This is a genomic window from Pseudomonas sp. R4-84 (assembly GCF_054130985.1).
Genome location: NZ_CP096390.1, coordinates 1,808,961 through 1,829,564, shown reverse-complemented (window position 1 = coordinate 1,829,564; position 20,604 = coordinate 1,808,961). Strand labels below are relative to the sequence as shown.

The following is a 20,604-nucleotide window of genomic DNA, read 5'->3' as shown; positions in this document are numbered from 1 at the left end:
CATTGTGGGAGCGAGCCTGTCGCGATGAGGCCGCTACAGGCATCACAGCACTACAACCCCTCCAACTCCGCCATCAGATCATTCAACCGGTCCACTTTCTCCTCGGTCATTTCGCTGGCTTGCAACCCCGCAATGTATTCAGCCAATTGCTCCACGGTGCTGCACTCGAACATCGCCCTGAGCGGCACGTTGCGTTGCAAGGCCTTCTGCACGCGGGAGGCAATTTGTGTCGCCAGCAAGGAGTGCCCGCCCAGCTCAAGGAAATTGTCCCGCGCCCCCACCCGCTCGACCTTCAACACTTCGGCCCAGATATCCGCCAGGGTCTGCTCCAGCGCATTGGCGGGCGCCTGGTAGTCGTGGCCGTGCAACTGGCCGATTTCCAACGCCGGCAGCCCCTTGCGATCGAGCTTGCCGTTGGCATTGAGGGGCAAGCGGTCGAGCCACAGCCAGTGCAGCGGCACCATGTATTCGGGCAGCTCGCTGCGCAGGCGCTGTTTGATCCGATCCAGGCGTTCGCTCGGGCTGAGCGTCGAGTCGGCAGCAACCAGATAGCCCACCAGATGCTTGCCATTGACGCCCTCCTGCACCCCGACCGCCGCGTCGCGGACTTCGGGCTGCTCATGCAGCCGTGCTTCGATTTCCCCCAGTTCGATGCGGTAACCGCGGATCTTCACTTGATGATCGATGCGCCCGACGTATTCCAGCACGCCATCGCTGCGGCGGCGCGCCAGGTCGCCAGTGCGGTACAGCCGTTCGCCCGGTGCGCCGAACGGGTTGGGCACGAAGACCGGCGCCGTACGCAACGGATCGCCGACATAACCACGCCCCACTCCGGTGCCGGCGACGCACAACTCGCCCACCGCGCCCAATGGCACCAGTTCCAGCGCGCCGTCGAGCACGTACAAACGGTTGTTGTCGGTCGGAGTGCCGATGGGCAGGTAGGTGCCACGGGTCGAGGCCATGTCGACCCGGAAGAACGCCACATCATCGGAACATTCCGCCGGTCCGTAGGCATTCACCAGGGCGATGTCGGGGTAACGCACCAGCCATTGATGGGCCAGTTCCGGTGGCATCGCTTCGCCGGTGGGCAGCATCCAGCGCAACCCATCCAGACCGGTGTGCTCCTGGGCGAGCATGCCCTGGATCAAGGAAGGCACGCTTTCCAGCACGGTAATGCCCTGACGACCTACATGGTCCAACAGTCCTTGGGGATCGTGGGCGATGGCATTGGGCACGATGTCCACCCGGGCGCCGAACAACGGGGCGGCCAGGAACTGCCACACCGAAATATCGAAGCTCTGGGACGCGGTCTGGGCGATCACGTCCGTTTCATCCAGCGCCAGGTACGGCACTTTGCTGAGCTGGTTGTTGAGCATGCCGCGCTGCTGCACCATCACGCCTTTGGGCAAGCCGGTGGAGCCAGATGTGTAGATCACATAGGCGAGGTTGTCCGGCCCGCCGTAAACGCCAGGATTGTCCACCGCCGTATCACTGGCCTGGACGTCTTCCCAGACCAGCAGCTTCGGCCTCCCGGCACAGGCGAACTCTTCCAGCAAGGCCAACGCCTGTTCGCGACAAGCTCTCGTGCACACCAGCAACGGCGTGCGGCTCAGCTCGATGATGCGGCTCAGGCGCTGGCTCGGCAGGCCTGGGTCCAGCGGCAGATAACCGCCGCCGGCCTTGAAGCTGCCGATGATCATGCCCAGCAAGTCCAGGCCGCGCTCGGCCAGCAGCGCCACCGGCTGGTCGGGACCGACGCCCGCCTCGATCAGCCCATGACCGAGGCGGTTGCTGCGTTCGTTCAACGCGGCGTAAGTCCAGCTGTCGTCCTGGCAACTGGCGGCAATGCGTTGCGGATGAGCCACCACCCGGGCCTCGAACAGCTCCACGTAACTCTGCTCCAGCGGATAGGCACGTTCACTCTGGTTGCAGCCCTCGATGAGGAAAGTCTTTTCTTCAGACCCGATCAGCGCCAGCTCGGCCATGTCACCGTGGAAACCTTCGATCAGCGCCAGCAGCAATCGCTTGAACTCACCCAGCAGCTCCTGGACCGTCGACTCATTGAAGTAACGCTGGTCGTAGGACAGGTGCAGTCCGAGATCGTCGCCCGGGTAACACACCGCCGTCAGCGGGAAGTTGGTGTGGGTGCGCCCTGAATCCGAGGTGGCGTTGAGGCTCTGGGCGCGGTCCAGCACCGAGACTTCCACCGGCGCGTTCTCGAACACGAACAGGCTGTCGAACAACGGCTGGCCCTTGGGCAGTTCGCTGACCTCCTGGATGCTCACCAGCGGCAGGTATTCGTACTCGCGCAGTTGCATGTTGCTGTCCAGCAAACCGTTGAGCCATTGGCGCACGCTGCAACGCTGGTCATCCGACGGAATCTGCACTCGCAAGGCGACGCTGTTGATGAACAGCCCCACCGTGCGCTGCATGTGCGGCAGCTCCACCGGACGGCCGGCCACGGTGACGCCGAACAGCACGTCGCGATCGCCGCTGACCCTACGCAGCACCAAGGCCCACGCGGCCTGGGCGAAGGTGTTGACAGTCAGCTGATGGGCCTGGGCCAGCTCGCGCAAACGCGCACCGTCTCGAACGTCGAGCCGGGTGTAGCAATCGCCGACGACCATGCCGCCGCTGTCACCGGCGTGCTCGCGCAGGAACGGTCGATCCGCGGGGATCGGCGTGGTCCGCTCGAAGCCTTGCAGGTTCTTCTGCCACCACTGTCGGGCTTCGGCCAGGCCCTGGTGTTGCAGCCAACCGATGTAGTCGCGATAGCGCGGCGGCACGGCCAGGTGGGGCTCGCGCTGTTCGCCAAGGGCCGTGTAGATTTCGAAGAAATCGTCCATCAGCAGCGAACGGCACCACGCATCGATGAGGATGTGGTGGTTGCTCATCATGAACCAGTAACGCGCCGCGCCAACCCGGATCAAGCGCAAGTGGAACGGCGCCTCGTTCAACAGATCGAAACCGGCCTCCCGTTCGCTCTTGAGCAGCGCCTGGAGTTTGGGCTCCTGGGCGTCGTCGGGTACTTGCGTCCAGTCGAGGTATTGCACCGGCGTGCGGCCGGGTTTGTGGATGACCTGCAGCATGTCTTCACCGACATTCCAGCAGAACGAGGCGCGCAAGGCTTCGTGACGGGCGATCACCGCCTGCCAGGCTTGGGCGAAACGCTGGGGGTCGAGTTCACTGTTGATGCGGTAGCGGTCCTGCATGTAGTACAGGCCCGTGCCCGGTTCCAGCAAGGTGTGCAGCAGCATGCCTTCCTGCATCGGCGTCAGTGGATAGACGTCTTCGATCTCCGCGGCCGGCACCGGCAGGTTGTCCAGTTGCGCCTGGGTCAGTTTCGCCAGCGGGAAGTCCGACGGCGTCAGGCCGCCCGCCTCGTCCGTCAAGCAGTGTTCGATCAAGTGCTGCAGTTCGTCGAGGTAAGCGTTGGCCAGCACGGCGATGCTCTGGCGGTCATGGCGCTCGGCACTGAAGGTCCAGCGCAGCGCCAGTTCGCCGCCGCTGACCTGGCAGTCGAGGCTCAGCTCGTTGGGCAGCGGAGCGTCGGGGTCGTGAATCGCGCCAAGCGGCTCGTCCAGCGGTTGGAACAGCACGTCCTGGCCGAGGGCATGGTCGAGCTGGCCGAGGTAGTTGAAAGTGACCATCGCTTGCGGCAGGCCGGCCATCGCCTCGCGGGTGCCGCTGTCTGTCAGGTAACGCAGCACGCCATAGCCGAGGCCCTTATGGGGCACGGCGCGCAGTTGCTCCTTGATGGCTTTGATCGAGGTGCCGATATCATCGGCCGATGGGCTCAGGCGCAGCGGATAGACACTGGTAAACCATCCCACGGTGCGGGTCAGGTCGATGTCATCGAACAGCGCCTCGCGACCATGACCTTCGAGCTGGACCAACGCCGATTCGTGATTGCTCCAACGGCACAGCACCCGAGCCAGCGCCGTGAGCAACAAGTCATTGACCTGGGTGCGGTAGGCACTGGGCGCCTGTTGCAACAATTGCCGGGTGCGCTCGGCGTCCAGGCGCAGGCTGACGATGTCGGCATGCCGTTCCTGCCGCCCGCCGTCGGGACGCGCGCAAGGCAGTGTCACCTGCGGGCCACTTAACTGACCTTGCCACCAGCTCATTTCCTCGCGCAGGGATTCGCTACCGGCGTAGGCCCGCAAACGCGCGGCCCAATCACGCAAGGGGCTGGTCTTGGCTGGCAATTGCAGCGTTTGTCCGGCGACGCATTGGCGGTAAGCCGTTTGCAGATCGTCCATCAGCACCCGCCATGACACACCGTCCACCACCAGGTGGTGAATCGCGATCAGCAGGCGCTGCCGACCGTCCGGTAGCTGCGCCAGCACGGCCCGCAGCAGCGGCCCAGTCGCCAGTTCGAAGCCACGCTGGGCCTGGGCAAACACGGCTTCGCAGGCGTGCGGCGAGCCCACCGATACCGTCTCCAGCAGCGTTCCCTCGAACACTGGCTGATGCTCGGCGCGCCACTGACCGGCGCTGTTGCCAAAGCCCAGGCGCAAGGCGTCGTGCTGCTCGAAAACGGCGCGCAACGCTTGCTCCAGAGCATCCGCTTCCAAGGGCGTGGTCGGCTCCAGCAACAACGCCTGGTTCCAATGTTCACGGTTGGGTATTTCGTTGGCCAAGAACCAGTGCTGGATCGGCGTCAGCGCCGACTCACCGCTCAACAACCCTTGCTCGGCGCTCACCTGTTCGCTGCGAGTCGCGACCGCCGCCAGGGCCTGCACGGTCTGGTGCTGGAACAGGTCGCGTGGCGTGAAGTGGAGGCCCTGTTGCCGGGCCCGGCTGACGACCTGGATCGACAGGATCGAATCGCCGCCCAGCTCGAAGAAGTTGTCGTTGAGGCCGACCTGCTTCACGTTCAGCACGTCGCACCAGATTGCCGCCAGCGCTTGCTCCAAGGCATTGCTCGGCGCCACGTATTGTTGGCGATTGAGCTCCGGATCCGGCATCGGCAAGGCGCGGCGGTCGAGCTTGCCGTTGGCGGTCAGCGGCATGCTCGCCAGCAGGATCAAGTGCGCGGGCACCATGTAGTCCGGCAGTTGCGCCTTGAGGTGGTTCCTCAGCGCTTCGCGCAGCGCCGCTTGCCCGGCGGCGTCCTGAGAGGCAATGTCGGTGGCCAGATAACCGGCCAGTTGCTTGCCGCCGGGCATGTCCAGGGCCAGTACCACGGCCTCGCGCACGGCATCGTGCTCCAACAAACGGTTTTCGATTTCCCCCAGCTCGATGCGGAAACCGCGAATCTTCACCTGATGGTCGATGCGTCCAAGGTACTCCACCTGGCCGTCGGCGCGCTGGCGCACCAAATCGCCAGTGCGATACAACCGTCCGCCATTGGCGGCAAACGGGTCGGCGACGAAACGCTCGGCGGTCATGCCCGGGCGCTGGTGATAACCCTGGGCCAGCCCGGCGCCGCCAACGTACAACTCACCGGTCGCGCCCTGCGGCACCAATGCCAGGTCGGCGTCGAGAACGTAGGCGACCCGAGCCCCGATCACGCTGCCGATCGGCACGCTGCCGGCGCCCTCCTCCAGTCGCTCCGGGGCGAGGCTCGCCAGCGGCATGACCACGGTTTCGGTCGGGCCGTAGGCGTTGAAGAATAGATCCGGGCTGAACGCGGCGCGGATACGCTGCAAATGCTCGCCGGTCAGGGCCTCACCACCGGTGATGCACATGCGCACCGGCAGCGTCTGGCCCTGGGTCGCCAGCCATTGCGCCAATTGGCTCCCATAGCTGGGGGTGAAACCGAGGATATTGATGCGGTGTTGGCGAATCAGGCCGCAGATTTCCTCGGCATCCCACTGGCCCTGAGCGCGCAGCACCAGGTGGGCGCCGCTGAGCAAGGGCACCAGCAAGCGCTCGGTGGCGGCGTCGAAATTGATCGAATAGAAATGCAGCTCGCAGTCTTCGGGGCGCATGCCGAAGCGCTGGATCACCGCCTGGCAATGCATGGCGATTTCGCCGTGGGACACCACCACACCCTTGGGTTTGCCGGTGGAGCCGGAGGTGTAGATCAAGTAAGCCTGGTGTTGCGGCAGATTGATCAGCCCTGGCGACTGGTCGGGGTAATCCGCCACGGCCGCGCTGTCGTCTTCCAGGCACCCGCGCTGCACGCCTTCCGGCAGTGGGCCTAGGGCCTGGAACCTGGCCCGATCGCTGAGCAACAGACCGACGCCGCTGTCCTCGATCATGTAGAGCAAACGGTCCAGCGGGTATTCCGGATCCAGCGGCACGTAGGCGCCACCCGCCTTGAGGATCGCCAGCAAGCCGACGACCATTTCCAGCGAGCGCTCCAGGGCCAGGCCCACGCGAACCTGAGGCCCGACACCACGTTCGCGCAACATCCAGGCCAGGCGATTGGCCCGGCGTTCGAGTTCGCCATAGGTCAGGGTCTGCTCGGCGAACGTCAGCGCCGGCGCGTCCGGGCGCACCCTGGCCTGTTCTTCGAACAATGAATGGATGCATCGATCCAGGCGATGCTCGCCCGGTTCTTCGCCCAGACTCTCGAGCAACTGCCGCTGTTCGCCGGCCTCCAGCAACGACAGCTCGCTCAGCCGCCGGGCCGGATCCACCAGCAGCGCTTCCAACAGGTTGCGCCAGTGCCCGGCCATGCGGGCAATGCGTGGCTCGTCGAACAAATCGGTGCTGTAGGTCAGGCAGCAACCCAGGCGCCGGTCCAGATCGGTGACTTCCAGGTTGAGGTCGAACTTGGTGGCCCGCGCATCGTTGACCAGATAGTCGACGCTCATGCCGGCCAGCGTGCGGCTTTGTTGGAATTCCCACCGCTGCACGTTGCACATCACCTGGAACAGCGGGTTGTACGCCGCGCTGCGCGGTGGCTGCAACGCTTCCACCAGATGATCGAACGGCAGGTCCTGGTGGGACTGGCCCTCGATCACGGTGTGGCGCACCTGCTCCAATAGCTCGCCAACGGACATCTGCCCGTCGAGTTGGCAACGCAGCACTTGGGTGTTGAGGAACGCGCCGATCAACCCTTCACTTTCCGGACGGATGCGGTTGGCCACCGGCGCGCCGATGCGCAGGTCGGTCTGGCCGCTGTAGCGATAGAGCAGCACGGCCAGGGCAGCGGTCATCGTCATGAAAAGGGTCAAGCCATGCTCGGCGTTGAAGGCACGAACCCGTGCGGCCAAGTCATCGCTGAGGTCGAAACGGAACAGTTCGCCACGATGGCTTTGTACCGGCGGACGCGGGCGGTCCCCCGGCAATTCCAGCAAGGGATGTTCGCGGCCCAGCTGCGCGGTCCAGTAATCGAGTTGGCGTTGGCGCTCGCCGGATTCCAACCACTGGCGCTGCCAGGCGCTGTAGTCCAGGTACTGCACCGGCAACGGTTCCAGCGGCGACTCGCGATCATCGATAAAGGCTTCGTACAGCGCGCTTAGCTCCCGGGCGAAGATGTCCATCGCCCAGCCTTCGGTGACGATGTGATGCAGCGTCAGCACCAGGTAATGTTCGTGCTCGGCGGTCTTGACCAGGCAGGCCCGCAGCAGCGGCCCGGTTTCCAGGTCAAAGGGCTCGTGAGCTTCGCTGTCGGCCATTTGCTGCACCCGTTGCTGGCGAATGTCGGCGTCGAGCATGGAGAAGTCCTTCCAGTCCATGCGCAGGCCCGTCTCGTCGTGTACGTGCTGGCGAGGCACGCCGTCGACGCTCGGGAACGTGGTGCGCAAGGTTTCATGGCGTAGGATCAACGCCTGCAACGCCGCTTCGAAGCGCCCGACATCCAGCACCCCGCGCAGCCGCGCCATGCCACCGACGTTGTAGGCCGGGCTATGCGGTTCCATCTGCCAGAGGAACCACATGCGTTGCTGGGAATAGGACAACGGCACCGGTTGGCTGCGGTCGACTTTCTCGATCGGCGGCTGACGGTTGGTCCGGCCGCTGGCCTGGATCAACCGCACTTGCTCGGCGAACGCTCCCAGCTCACTGGCCTCGAACAACGCACGCAACGGCAACTCGACATCGCAGGCCTGGCGCGTACGGGAAATGATCTGGGTCGCGAGCAACGAATGGCCGCCCAGGGCGAAAAAATCGTCCCTCAAGCCGACGCGGGCAAGGCCCAGCACGTCGCGCCAGATCGCGGCGATCTGCTGTTCGAGAGCGCTGGCCGGTTCGACGTGTTCGCGCACCTGCCATTGCGGCTCAGGCAAGGCACGACGGTCGAGCTTGCCGCTCGGGCTCAGGGGCATGGCGTCCAGGCGCAGCAGTTGGGCGGGCACCATGTAGTCAGGCAGCTCACTGGCAAGGGCGTTTTTCAAGCGCGCGGCCTGGACGATATCGTCTTCATCAAGCACTGCTGCGGTGTAATAGCCGATCAACTGCGGACCGGCCGCCGTATCGCGCACCAGCACCGCCGCCTGGGCGACGCCGTCCTGGGCCAGCAACCGCGCCTCGATTTCCTGAGGTTCGACGCGGAAACCGCGCAGCTTCACCTGCTGATCGAGGCGGCCGAGGTATTCGATGACGCCGTCGGCACCCCAGCGCGCCCGGTCCCCGGTCCGGTAGAGCCGCGCGCCCGCCAGCCCTTGGGGGTCGGCGACGAAGCGCTCCGCGGTCAACCCGGGGCGCCCGAGGTAACCCCGGGCCAGGCCCAGGCCACCGATGCACAGCTCACCCGGCACGCCGACGGGCACGGGATTGAGTTCACTGTCGAGGATGCGGCACAGCACGTTAGCCAAGGGCCGGCCGATGGGCGAGCGCTCGCCATCGTCTGCGGTGCAGTGCCAATGAGTGACGTTGATCGCGGTTTCGGTCGGGCCATAACGGTTGTGCAATTGCGCCGCCGGCAACTGCGCCAGCACCCGGTTACGCAATTCGGCTGGCAAGGCTTCGCCCCCGGAGAAAATCCGCCGCAGGCCGGTGCAACGGGTACTCAACGGCTCGTCGATAAACAGGCTGAGCAACGGCGGGACGAAATGCAGCGTGGTTACGCCAAACTGCTCGACTAATTGAGCGATGCGGTGCGGGTCGCGGTGTTCCCCCGGGCCGGCCAGGACCAATCGGCTGCCAGTGATCAGCGGCCAGAAGCACTCCCACACCGACACGTCGAAACTGATCGGCGCCTTTTGCATCAACACGTCGGTTTCATCCAGCTCATAGGCGGCCTGCATCCACTGCAAGCGTTCAGCCAGGGCCGCGTGGGTATTGCCGACACCCTTGGGTTGGCCGGTCGAGCCGGAGGTGTAGATCACGTAGGCCAGATGATCGCCGTGCAGGTGCAACCGCGGCGGGTTGCTCGGCCATTGCTCCAGGTGCAGCGCATCCATGGCGATGATGCTGACGCCCTCGCAGGCCGGCAAGCGTTCGAGCAGCGCGGTTTGGGTCAGCAGCAGATCGACGCCGCTGTCGTGGAGCATGTAGGCCAGGCGTTCGCTCGGGTAATCGACATCCAGCGGCACGTAGGCGCCACCTGCCTTGATGATCGCCAGCACGCCAACAAGCAATTGCGGCGAGCGCTCGGCGGCAATCGCCACGCACACGTCCGGGCCCACGCCTTTGTCCCGAAGATAATGGGCCAGCCGATTGGCCTGGGCGTGCAATTCAGCGTAGTCCAGCGAGCCGCCATCCCACTGCAATGCCCTGCGTTGCGGTGTGAGCCGGGCCTGGTCATTAAGCAGTTCCGGGAGCCATTGCGTGGCGGGCGCGCAGGGTGCCGCCGCCCAACGCTGCTGCTGGGCGAGTTCATCGGCGCTCAACAACGGCAAATCGCCCAGGGCCTGCTGCGGATCAGCGCAGACCGCCCGCAGCAAACTGCAAAAGTGCTCGGCCAGGCGCGCGATGGTTGCCGCCTCGAACAACTCGTCTGCGTAGTCGAACGACAGTGTCAGCCGACCGTTGCGGTCTTCTTCGCTGTGCAACTGCAGGTCGAACTTGGCCTCGCGGCTGTGCCATGGCAACTCATCCGCCAACAGTCCCGGCAGACGCCGCAACGCGCCGAGGTCGCGCTGCTGGTGGTTGAACATCACCTGGAACAGACCTTGATCGCGAGCCTGGGGAAAGGCTTCCAACAGCTGTTCGAAGGGCAGGTCCTGATGGGCCTGGGCGGCGAGCGTCGCCTCCCGGGCCTGGGCCAGCAGCGCGGCGAAGGGTTGACGCGAATCGGTTTGCGCACGCAGCACCTGAGTGTTGATGAAAAAACCGATCAAGCCTTGGGTTTCCAGACGCGGGCGGTTGGCGTTGGGTACGCCGACGCGAATGTCGGACTGACCGGTGTAGCGCTGCAACAAGGCCTGGAACGCCGCCAGCAACAGCATGAACACCGTCGCGTCATGGGCCTGGGCGATCTGGCGCAGAGCATTACTGAGTGACTTGTCCACGCGCAGGCTATGGCGCGCGGCGCTGCGACGCAGTTGGGCACTGCGCGGGTGGTCGGTGCCCAGCGCCAGGGTCGGGTGCTCGTCGCCCAACTGCTGTTTCCAATACGCCAGTTGGCGATCGGCTTCGCCCTGGGCAAGCCATTGCCGTTGCCAACTGCCGTAGTCGGCGTATTGCAGCGGCAACGGCGCCAGCGCGGCGATTTGTCCTTGGGACGCTGCGGCGTACAGTCGCGAGAATTCTTCGATCAACACATTCATCGACCAGCCATCGGCAATGATGTGGTGCATCGTCACCAACAGCAGGTGATCGTCTTCCGCCAGGCGCAGCAAGGCGACCCGCAGCAGCGGGCCTTTTTCCAAGTCGAATTGAGTGGCTGCTTCGTCTTCGCGGAGACGCTGGGCCTGGGCTTCGCGTTGATCGGTGGCCACGTCGCTGAGGTCGATCACCTGGAGATTGAACTCGCCGGCCGGATCGATCCGCTGCAGGGCCACGCCGTCGCGCTCCAGGAACCGTGTGCGCAAGGATTCATGGCGCTCGGTCAATTGTTGGAGGCTGGCGCGCAGCGCTTGTTCGTCCAACTCACCGCGCAGGCGCAGAGCGCCGGGGATGTTGTAGGCGCGGCTGGCAGGGTCCAGCTGCCAGGTCAGCCACAAACGGTTCTGGGCCAGGGACTGCGGCAGGGCTTCATCGCGCGCCAACGCTTTGATGGCGCCTTGGGCCTGGCCGCCGTCCTGTTGCAGATTTGCCACTGCCGTCGCGAACGCGCCCAGGGTCGGCGCTTCGAAGAGCAGGCGCAGGTTGAGTTCCAGACCAAGCACTTCACGCAGCCGTGCAATGATCTGGGTGGCTGCGATGGAGTTGCCGCCCAACAGGAAAAAATGATCGTCGCCACGAACCCGCTCAACGTGTAGCTGCTCGCACCAGAGGCGGCCGATCAGTTCTTGCAGCTCGGATGATGGCGCGGTTTCATCGCCGGTTTCAGCCTTGGCCGAAGGGAACCGTGCATAGCTGTCGAGGCTGGCGTCCGCCAACCGGGCGCGGCACGCCGAACGTTGCAGTTTGCCGCTGGACGTCTTGGGCAGCGCCCCCGGGTTGAGCAGCACCACCACGCTCGGCGCTTGCTGGCAGGCGTCGGCCACGGCCTGGCGAATCGCGTTGATCAAGGCGTCGGGGGGCAGGATCTTCTGCACGCTGCGGCTGATTTCAGCAGCGATGCCGATGCCTTCCTCGCCCGCCTCATCGACGGCGAAGGCGGCAACCCGTCCTTTGCGCACCACTTCCACTTCCCGTTCGATGGTTTGCTCGATGTCCTGGGGGTAGAGGTTGTGCCCGCGCACGATCAGCATGTCCTTCAGGCGGCCGGTGATGTACAGCTCGCCTTCGCGCATAAAACCCAGGTCGCCGGTGCGCAGCCAAGTGCGGCCGTCATGCTGGACGAAGGTCTTGGCGCTGGCCTCGGGGTTGCGCCAGTAACCGTGGGCGATGCTCGGGCCGGCGGCCCAGACCTCGCCCACCTGGCTGTCGGCCAGCGGTTGCAGGGTGTTGGGTTCGACGATCAGCACCGCATGATCCGGCTGGCTCACGCCACAACTCATCACCGCGCAGCCCTGCCCCGGCTCGGCACGGTTTTGCGTCAAGGCTGCATCGTCCATGCGCATCGACGGGATGCCTCGGCCACGTGGCGTGCCGGCCACGAACAACGTCGCCTCGGCGAGCCCGTAGGAGGCCATGAAACGGTCGGCCGTGAAGCCGCACGCGGCAAATTTCCCGGCAAAGCGCTCCAGGCTGTCTAGGCGGATCGGCTCGGAGCCGGAATAGGCCACGCGCCAGCCACTCAGGTCGAGGCGGCTCAGGGCGGACTCACTGACCCGTTCGCTGCACAAGCGATAGGCGAAGTCCGGGCCGCCGCTGATGGTGCCGCCGTACTCGCTGATCGCTTCGAGCCAACGCAACGGCCGGGCGAGGAAATAGGCCGGCGACATCAGCACGCAAGGCACGCCACTGAAGATCGGCTGTAACAAGCCGCCAATCAGGCCCATGTCGTGGTAAAGCGGCAGCCAGCTGACGATGACATCGTCGGGGTTCACATCGATGCCGAAGCCACGGCGGATCAACAGTTCATTGGCGACCAGGTTGCCGTGGCTGACCTGTACGCCCTTGGGCAAGGCGGTGGAACCGGAGGTGTATTGCAGGAAAGCGATGTCATCGCGTTGCAGCTGCGGCGCTTGCCATTGCTCGGCGCGGGTCGGATCGAGCGTATCGACGCACAGCACCGGCGGTGCCGATTCGATGGCTTGCAAGGTGTCGCGCAGGTCAGCGGTGGTCAGCAACAGCCGCGGTTCGGCATCGGCGATGATCGACAGCAAGCGCTCCTGATGATGCCGACGGGAGGATTCCGGCGGATAGGCCGGTACGGCGATCACTCCGGCATACAGGCAACCGAGGAATGCCGCGACATAATCCGGGCCGCTGGGGAACAACAGCACCGCTCGATCAGCGAATCGGGCCTCGGCCTGCAAGGCGGCGGCGATGGTCCGGGCGCGTTGATCCAGGTCGCGATAACTCAACACCACGCCCTGCTCCGGGGTATCGGCCAGGAAGCGCAAGGCCACCTGATCCGGGGTCAACGCGGCGCGGCGCTGGAGTGCGTGAGCCAGGGTGCGGGGAAGTTCGAACGCGTCGGTCATGGGGGGTTCCTGCCTGAAATTCGGCTTGCAAGTGGTCACCCATGGGGACGGATAACACCAGCAAATAATTAGTCGGCGACCTTGTTCTCACGCGGGTGGCAGAACTGCGGGCCATCACGCGCCGCGGCAACGGGTCGCAGCTATCGGGCTGGACTTCCTTTCATCAATAATTCTTCTTCTCAATTGACAATAATTATCATTACGCCTAATTTGGCCGTCGATGTGTAGGACATGTCCGCCGGATCGGTCGTCCTGCTAACTATTTGCAGCAAGGTGAATTCCATGACGGAACAAGTATCCACAAGCAGGTGCGACTCACCGCTACTCCAGGCATTCGTCGATAACCGAACCATCCTGGTCAAGATCGCAGCGCGTATCACGGGCTGCCGGTCCCGGGCCGAAGATGTGGTCCAGGATGCGTTTTTCCGGTTGCAGTCGGCGCCCCAGATCACCTCATCCTTCAAGGCCCAGCTCAGTTATCTGTTCCAGATCGTGCGCAACCTGGCCATCGATCATTACCGCAAGCAAGCGCTGGAACAGAAATACTCGGGGCCGGAAGAGGAAGGGCTGAACGTGGTGATCCAGGGTGCTTCGCCGGAAACGTCTCACATCAACTTCTCCACGCTCGAGCACATTGCCGAGGCCCTGACCGAGTTGCCGAGCCGCACCCGCTATGCCTTCGAGATGTATCGCCTGCACGGCGTGCCGCAGAAAGACATCGCCAAGGAGCTGGGGGTCTCGCCGACGTTGGTGAACTTCATGATCCGCGATGCCCTGGTACATTGCCGCAAGGTGTCCGGGGTGCGTGGAGATACCTTCGCTCGGCGATGATTCCGCGGGGCTGACCGAGCAAGCTCACTCCCACGCAAGCGTCGTCGCAGTGCATGTGGGAGCGCGCTTGCTCGCGATGGGGCCTTGAGAATTGCGGTGAGATTTACATCAACGAACACCGGTCAAAAAACCGCTCGCGCCCCAGGATCATCAGCGCCGCTCGCTTGTGCGGAAAGTCGAATTCCTTTTCGCAGTGGAAACACTGGTTGTGCAGATGCCCGATCATGCGGGCGTTGTCGGCCCGGGGCTCGGCCACCACGCGCTGGGTGCGCGGATCGTCCAGAAACAGATAGTGCACCAATGCCGACAGCCAGCTGGCGACCTTATGCGGGCCACGGTGTTGTTCCTCGCCCACCAGCATGTGAATGCCACGGTCATAATCGTTGGCCTGGTAGAACGGCGCGATTCGATCCTCCTTGGCCCAGTAGGCCTCGAAATAGGCGAATGGCTCGTCGTTGAAACAGCCGATCAGCGTCAAGACCCGAGGGTCGTGCTGCAAGTTGCCCAAGTACTCCCGATGCTGCTCCAGGCTACCCTCCTCCTGCCAGAAGCTGGCGACCCGAGGGCTGTTCTGCCAACGATTGAAACGCGTCAGGTCCTGCTCGATTTCAAGGGTTCGCAAGGACACCCAGGCACCCAGCCGCGCGTCGAAACGCCGATACACCTCCCCCCGAGGCTTGATGGGCCGGCGAGGATGACGCTTGCCATCGGTGATGATCATCTGTTGCGGATAACTGCCACTGAACGACTCCCCCAGCCAGGGCTGCGGCAGTTGCCAGAACAGCGCACGTTCGCATGCGTATTCGTTGGGTTGCGCGGTGCCCACCAGCAGGCCGCTGAGCAACGCTTCACCAGGACGCTCGTCAAGATGCCAGACCAGGCACTGGCAGCCCGGATCCCGGGTAAACAGCCAATAGCAGGCCGCCCAAAGCGCCGGCCCCACCGGGCGCCCGTTGGTTTCCTGCAAATGCACGTGCAAGGGCGCGCCTCGTTCCAGGCGCAGCCGGATCAGCGGCGCGCCTTCGAGCATCAGGCTCAGGTGACGTTCGGTTTCATCGGCGCCCAGGCAGCGACCGCCGGGCAAGGGCAGCGTCGCTGCAGGATTGAGGTCTGGCATTGAAGGCTCACGTATTCGTCGGTAGTCAACGTGTGACGTGAGCCGGAAGGGGAAATTTAGTGTCGCCTCAGTGGCGAGCGGTCGACACGAGCTCGATCTGGTAGGGCTTGAAAATCTCCAACAGCTGCCCGCTGTCTCTCAACTTGCCCAGCAATTGCCCAAACGCCTCCCCGGAGATCGGCGCCTGGGGTCGCAGCAGCGCGAAATGGTGATAAATCTGGTCGATACGCTCGGACACGAGCAGTTGCGGAGCGACTTGAGGATTGCGCAGCAGATAGTCGCTGAGGTACGAACGGGTCACCAGCGCAACGTCCGCGCGCCCACGCAAGACCATTTGCAGATTGCTGTCATGGGAATACGTCAGCGTGGCGTTGAACTGGCCGATCAGGAACTTGGGATCGGCATTGAACTCGGCAAAAGCGTAGTGATAACCGCTGAACAGAGCCAGCCGCTTGGCCCGCAGGTCCGCGAAATAGCTCTGCTGGCGGTCAGGCAAACGCTGGGTCACGAAGATTTCCGCATCCTCCAGGCCCATGTCCACCGTGGTATGCGGCACATCCTGCCAACCCCAGTCAGGGTTTTCGAAGATGGCCATGTCGATCCGGCCTTGCTTGAAATCATTGAAGCGCCGCGGGATCGAGGTGGGGACGAGCACAAACTCGTAATCGGCCTGGGCGCGATTCAACGCCTCGACCAGTTCCGGTAGCAGGCCGGTGTCCGCACCTTTTTCGGGTCGAACGGTATAGGGCGGAAAATGTGCCGCACCGATCCGGACCAGCTGCGCCGCCTCGACGGGCAACATCCATAACAAGGCCAGAGCAGCCAGAACGCGCGAGGTCACCCCCATCGGCGAAAACGTCAAGATAACCACTCCCCCAGAAGTCCGTTCAATATGTTCACGCTAGGCGGTTTCAGGCGCTTGGCCAGCCGCTGGTTCATCGTTTTCTTGCAATACCAGAATCAGCGCCTGGTCAGCCAATTGATCAAGGCTCAGGCTGCCTCCGGCGCGAAACCAGGTGGAGGTCCAGGACAATGCACCTGTCAGGAAACGTCGGGTAACGAATACGTCCCCGCGAATATACCCGGCCTCCTTGGCCTCTCCCAGGACTTCAAGCCACACACGTTCGTAGATATCACGCAAGGCCAGCACTTGCCGCTGCCCTTCCTCTGACAAAGAGCGCCATTCGTAGACCAGCACCGCCATCGCCTCGCCGTTTTCCCCCGTGATCGATTGCAATTCACAGCGGATCAACGCCAGCACCCGCTCGCGAATGCTGCCGCCCTCTGCCAGGGCTGCCCGCATCATCGCGGTGTTGTAGCGGACGGTCTCTTCCATCACCGCCCACAGGATTTCGTCCTTGCTTTTGAAATGATGAAAAATACTGCCCGACTGAATGCCCACGGCGCTGGCCAGATCCCGCACCGTGGTGCGCTCGAAGCCTTTGTTGCGGAACAGGTGGGCGGCGGTCTGGAGCAGTTTGCCGCGAGCGCTGTCCGGATCGGTCAGTTGCCCGGCGTCGACCAGCTCACGCATCACGTCCAAGGCTTTTTGCTCGTTCACCTACTTTGCTCCTCAGTCGAACGATCAATGCGCGGCCACTCTCAGAATCGCCAGTGACACGGCAATTTAAGCTGGCCGGGGCAACCAAGCAAGCGCTCGGGCGCAAGAACCTGCGCTCGGTCCTTCGTGTCGGCGCCTCAAGATAGGGCTAGGCGCAAGCGCCGGGTTTGACTACGCTCAAACCCATCAGCACGTCGATACCGGGAACTCTGCAATGCCTCACTGGCTGGTGATTGATCTGGAGGCCACCACCGATGAAGGTGGCTGGCCGGTAACCGAAATGGAAATTATCGAAATCGGCGCGACCCTGGTGAATCGAGACGGCCGGGAAATCGATCATTTCCAGCGGTTCGTACGGCCGCTGAGGCGACCGCTGCTCACCCCTTTCTGTCGCTCGCTGACCCACATCAGCCAGGCCAACATCGACAGTGCCGGACCTCTGACCGAGGTCTGGCCGGCGTTCGAACATTGGCTGGCGCCCTACCACCCCAACCTGGAAGGCTGGGTCAGTTGGGGCGACTACGATCGCAAGCAGCTTCTTCAGGAATGGCAGCAACAGCGATTGCACAGCCTCCTCGGCCAAGTGCCGCACATAAACCTCAAGCAACGTTTTGCCAAGGCCCGCCGGTTGGAACGACCGTTGGGGCTAAATAGCGCGCTGCAACTGGCCGGGCTGCAATTTTGCGGACAACAGCACCGCGCGCTCGAGGACGCCCGCAATACAGCGCGACTATTGCCTCTGGTGCTGACGGGCTGACCCGGCGTAGCAGATGACGGCCCGTGTGGCCTTGTGCATACTGGCCGGCCTTTTTCAGCCCTTTCTCGAGGAATCGCCCATGTTCAAAGTCAACGAGTACTTCGACGGCACCGTCAAGTCGATCGCGTTCGGCACTGCCGAAGGCCCCGCGACCATCGGCGTCATGGCACCGGGCGAATACGAATTCGGCACCGCCCAGCGGGAAATCATGCACGTCGTTTCCGGCGCCCTGACCGTGAAACTGCCTGACAGCACCGACTGGGAAACCTTCGCGGCCGGCAGCCAGTTCAACGTCCCGGCCAACAGCAAGTTCCAGCTCAAGGTCGCCGTCGACACGGCTTACCTGTGCGAATATCGCGGCTGAGTCGGACCGTAGCAAGGGCGCTTGCCCCACGGCAAAAGCGATTGCGTGGTAAATGAAATGCCCGTGTCCAACGACACGGGCATTTTTTATTCCAGCACTTCGACCGGCATGCCCACTTCCAGGCTGCCATTACCGTCATTGACCAGGTTCTGCCCGAACATCGCACCGTCCGGGGTCGAACGGTACTGCAGCAACGTCGCGAAAGGCTCGCGCTGCGGATCGCGCTCACCGGTCTGCGGATCGATCGTGGTCATGATGCAGCGCGAGCACGGCTTGACCACGCGCAACTCCATATCGCCGATACGGATACGCTTCCAACCATCTTCGGCGAACGCCTCGCTGCCCTCGACCACCAGGTTCGGACGGAAACGCAGCATTTCCAGCGGGCGACCTACCCTGCCAGACAGGTCCTGCAATGAGGCCTGACCGATCAACAGCAAGGGAAAACCGTCGGCGAAGGCCACCTTGTCATCGTCCTTGCCATACCCGGCGGCTGTGGTGCGGGCCAACTCCACTGGCACATGCACGAGCCGGGTAGGATTGCCGATGAACGCGCTGACCCAGGCAGCCGCCTCGTCGCCCGCATCCGGCACGCGCAACGTGTCGCGCCAGATGATCACGCCGCGCCGCTGTTCTTCGTGGGCAGGCGGCAACGGCACTTCGATGACGCCATGGCCCGGCGCACTGAGCGTCAGGCCACCCGCCTCGTTCCACAGCGCCGAAAGCTGGCTCATTTTCGCCACGGCTCGCTGGGTCAGGAACCGTCCGCTGGCCTCATCCACCAGCATCCAGCGACGATCACCGTCGAGCCCGAGCTTGTCCAGGCCAATCCCTTGGACCTGCTGCCCCTTGCCGGACTTCAACGGATAACGGTAAAGCGCACTCAGCCGCAACATGATCGACGTTCCTGGTGGCGAAAAAACGCAACCTTATACGAGCCGGTCGATGAAACAAACCCGGATTGGCTTCAGTCGAGCATCAACCGTTGGCGTACTACATCAACGAGCTTGTCCGGCTGGAATTTGGAGAGGAAATTGTCACAGCCGACCTTCTTGACCATCGAGTCGTTGAAGCTACCGGACAGCGAGGTGTGCAGCACCACATAGAGCCCACGCAGCCGCGGGTCGTTACGGATTTCGGTGGTCAGGCGATAGCCGTCCATCTCTGGCATTTCCGCGTCGGTGAAGATCATCAGCAACTTGTCAGTCATCACCTCGCCGGAATCAGCCCAGGCCTTGAGCATGTTCAACGCCTTCAAGCCGTCGCTGGCGATGTGCATCTTCACGCCCAACTGGCCCAAGGTATCGCGCAACTGGGAGAGCGCTACGTTGGAATCGTCCACCAGCAAGACTTCGCGACCACGGGCGCGCTCCAGCACCGGGTCTTCGAGTTTGTCTCGGGAAACCTTGGCGTTGTAGGGGACGATCTCCGCCAGGACCTTCTCCACGTCGATGATTTCCACCAACTGATCGTCCACCTTGCTGATGGCCGTCAGGTAATGCTCGCGGCCGGCGCTGGTCGGCGGTGGCAGGATGGCTTCCCAGTTCATGTTGACGATGCGGTCCACGCCCCCCACCAGGAACGCCTGGACCGAGCGGTTGTACTCGGTGACGATGATGGTGCTGTTCGGCCCGGGCACGAGCGGACGCATGCCGATGGCCTGGGACAGATCGATGACTGGCAACGTCTGGCCCCGCAGGTTCACCACGCCGCAGACGAAAGGATGGCGCTGGGGCATCAAGGTCAGCTTCGGCAGTTGCAACACTTCCTGGACCTTGAACACGTTAATGGCAAACAATTGCCGCCCTGCCAGGCGAAACATGAGAATTTCCAGGCGATTCTCACCCACCAGTTGGGTTCGCTGATCTACTGTGTCGAGAATGCCGGCCATCGATGACTCCTGGGCTTGTTCGGATGAATCTTGTAAAGGCTTATCGGCTGCCGGGGCCGGATCTTGACCCCGACACGAAATATTCCCCTCGGGGATTGATGTCACATTAACATCATGGTTTACTGGCGTTCCGTTTTCATCCGTTATTTTTTCGCTGCGCGACTCCGGTTTGCGCACGAAGTTCCCCTGCCTAAGGGATTCCCCTAGGCACAATCAGGTCCAACCTGATATTCGCGCTATCCAATAGCCATTAATGTGACGCCATTCTCATTGCTGAACGGAGTCAGGCTTTTGTGCGCCATCGCAGGACACCGAACCTCAAGCCTTTCGGCCGATCCCGCCCGTGCAATCGTTTGCGAACAGCAGCCCTTTGCCGGATCGCATGGGCGCGCCGGGCGTATTGGTTCGTTGTCGGCCATGAGATCCAACCGTTCGCCACGCGCGATTTACTTTTCGCCTGACATGATGTTGTGGAGATAAGCATGCCGAACGATCGCAAGAATTGGAGCCAGCGCCTTCCTGAGTTCCTGGTCGAAGCCGAGACCCTCTTGGCCAAGTCAGAGGAATGCCTGAGCCACCTGCAATTGATCAGCAACGATAAAGACGCCATTGATTGCATGCTCAGCACGCTGCTGAAGCTGGCAAACAAGGCCGATGCGCTGGCGCTGGAGGCCGTTTCGGAGTTTTCACTGCATATCCATGGCTTGCTCAGCCATGCGCAGGACATGGAACTGCATGAGCAGGCCCTGGTCGCGCTCAAGGATTGTTTCACGCTCATGGCCTGGCAGCTGGAGCTGGTCGACCACACCACCGGTAAACTGGGCCTGGACAACAGCGAACAGACGTCGCTGATCGAAGCCTTCGCCTTCCAGGTGGGTCAGAGCCCTTGTCAGGCGTTACAACCACCGCGCCCGCTGGCATTGGTGCCCTACGCCCAGAAACAAGCATGAAGCTGCCTGTCGCTGCCTGGTGCCATGTGCCCGGCGCACGGAGCTTTCGGGCCGCCAAGCCGAGCGCGACCAACGATATTTGAAGTGGTACTATGT

Annotated in this window: 10 protein-coding genes; 4 read left to right on the top strand and 6 right to left on the bottom strand. The window is 63.1% G+C overall.

What is annotated here, in order from left to right:
* Positions 1–50: 50 nt before the first annotated feature.
* Complete coding sequence (locus M1D68_RS08545) at positions 51–13,037, bottom strand: non-ribosomal peptide synthetase (protein WP_457969998.1); 12,987 nt, start codon at positions 13,035–13,037, stop codon at positions 51–53.
* 282 nt (positions 13,038–13,319) lie between these two features.
* Here M1D68_RS08545 and M1D68_RS08540 point away from each other — a divergent pair, with 282 nt between their 5' ends.
* Positions 13,320–13,868 carry an RNA polymerase factor sigma-70 gene (locus M1D68_RS08540; protein ID WP_039589001.1) on the top strand — a complete coding sequence of 183 codons (549 nt, stop codon included), beginning with the start codon at positions 13,320–13,322 and terminating at the stop codon, positions 13,866–13,868.
* 103 nt (positions 13,869–13,971) lie between these two features.
* Here M1D68_RS08540 and M1D68_RS08535 read toward each other — a convergent pair whose 3' ends face one another.
* The 3 genes from M1D68_RS08535 to M1D68_RS08525 form a co-directional block, all read right to left on the bottom strand.
* Positions 13,972–14,985, bottom strand: coding sequence for a GNAT family N-acetyltransferase (locus M1D68_RS08535; protein ID WP_457969997.1), 1,014 nt, complete (start codon positions 14,983–14,985; stop codon positions 13,972–13,974).
* Positions 14,986–15,052: 67 nt separating this feature from the next.
* Positions 15,053–15,847 (bottom strand): substrate-binding periplasmic protein, encoded by a 795-nt coding sequence (locus M1D68_RS08530; RefSeq protein ID WP_457969995.1) that lies wholly within the window; start codon positions 15,845–15,847, stop codon positions 15,053–15,055.
* A gap of 39 nt (positions 15,848–15,886) precedes the next feature.
* Positions 15,887–16,546, bottom strand: a complete 660-nt coding sequence (locus tag M1D68_RS08525) for a TetR/AcrR family transcriptional regulator (protein WP_457969993.1) — start codon at positions 16,544–16,546, stop codon at positions 15,887–15,889.
* A gap of 214 nt (positions 16,547–16,760) precedes the next feature.
* Between M1D68_RS08525 and M1D68_RS08520 the strand changes: the two genes are divergently transcribed.
* The gene (locus M1D68_RS08520; RefSeq protein WP_457969991.1) at positions 16,761–17,303 is read left to right on the top strand and encodes an exonuclease domain-containing protein; all 543 of its coding nucleotides are present in this window, start codon (positions 16,761–16,763) and stop codon (positions 17,301–17,303) included.
* A gap of 79 nt (positions 17,304–17,382) precedes the next feature.
* A complete protein-coding gene (gene ppnP / locus M1D68_RS08515; RefSeq protein WP_003183665.1) occupies positions 17,383–17,667 on the top strand; it encodes a pyrimidine/purine nucleoside phosphorylase in 285 nt (94 codons plus the stop codon).
* An 86-nt stretch (positions 17,668–17,753) separates the two neighbouring features.
* Here ppnP and M1D68_RS08510 read toward each other — a convergent pair whose 3' ends face one another.
* Positions 17,754–18,563, bottom strand: a complete 810-nt coding sequence (locus tag M1D68_RS08510) for an MOSC domain-containing protein (protein WP_420764766.1) — start codon at positions 18,561–18,563, stop codon at positions 17,754–17,756.
* 71 nt (positions 18,564–18,634) lie between these two features.
* A complete protein-coding gene (locus M1D68_RS08505) occupies positions 18,635–19,558 on the bottom strand; it encodes a chemotaxis protein CheV (protein ID WP_039588994.1) in 924 nt (307 codons plus the stop codon).
* 482 nt (positions 19,559–20,040) lie between these two features.
* Between M1D68_RS08505 and M1D68_RS08500 the strand changes: the two genes are divergently transcribed.
* Entirely contained in the window at positions 20,041–20,508 is a 468-nt protein-coding gene (locus M1D68_RS08500) for a hypothetical protein (RefSeq protein ID WP_420764767.1), read from the top strand.
* Positions 20,509–20,604: the final 96 nt, after the last annotated feature.

Coding starts and splice junctions, on each gene's coding strand:
- M1D68_RS08510 (WP_420764766.1), bottom strand. CDS start 18,563: ATGTTGCGGCTGAGTGCGCTTTACCGTTATCCGTTGAAGTCCGGCAAG.
- M1D68_RS08545 (WP_457969998.1), bottom strand. CDS start 13,037: ATGACCGACGCGTTCGAACTTCCCCGCACCCTGGCTCACGCACTCCAG.
- M1D68_RS08520 (WP_457969991.1), top strand. CDS start 16,761: ATGCCTCACTGGCTGGTGATTGATCTGGAGGCCACCACCGATGAAGGT.
- M1D68_RS08500 (WP_420764767.1), top strand. CDS start 20,041: ATGCCGAACGATCGCAAGAATTGGAGCCAGCGCCTTCCTGAGTTCCTG.
- M1D68_RS08505 (WP_039588994.1), bottom strand. CDS start 19,558: ATGGCCGGCATTCTCGACACAGTAGATCAGCGAACCCAACTGGTGGGT.
- M1D68_RS08540 (WP_039589001.1), top strand. CDS start 13,320: ATGACGGAACAAGTATCCACAAGCAGGTGCGACTCACCGCTACTCCAG.
- M1D68_RS08535 (WP_457969997.1), bottom strand. CDS start 14,985: ATGCCAGACCTCAATCCTGCAGCGACGCTGCCCTTGCCCGGCGGTCGC.
- ppnP (WP_003183665.1), top strand. CDS start 17,383: ATGTTCAAAGTCAACGAGTACTTCGACGGCACCGTCAAGTCGATCGCG.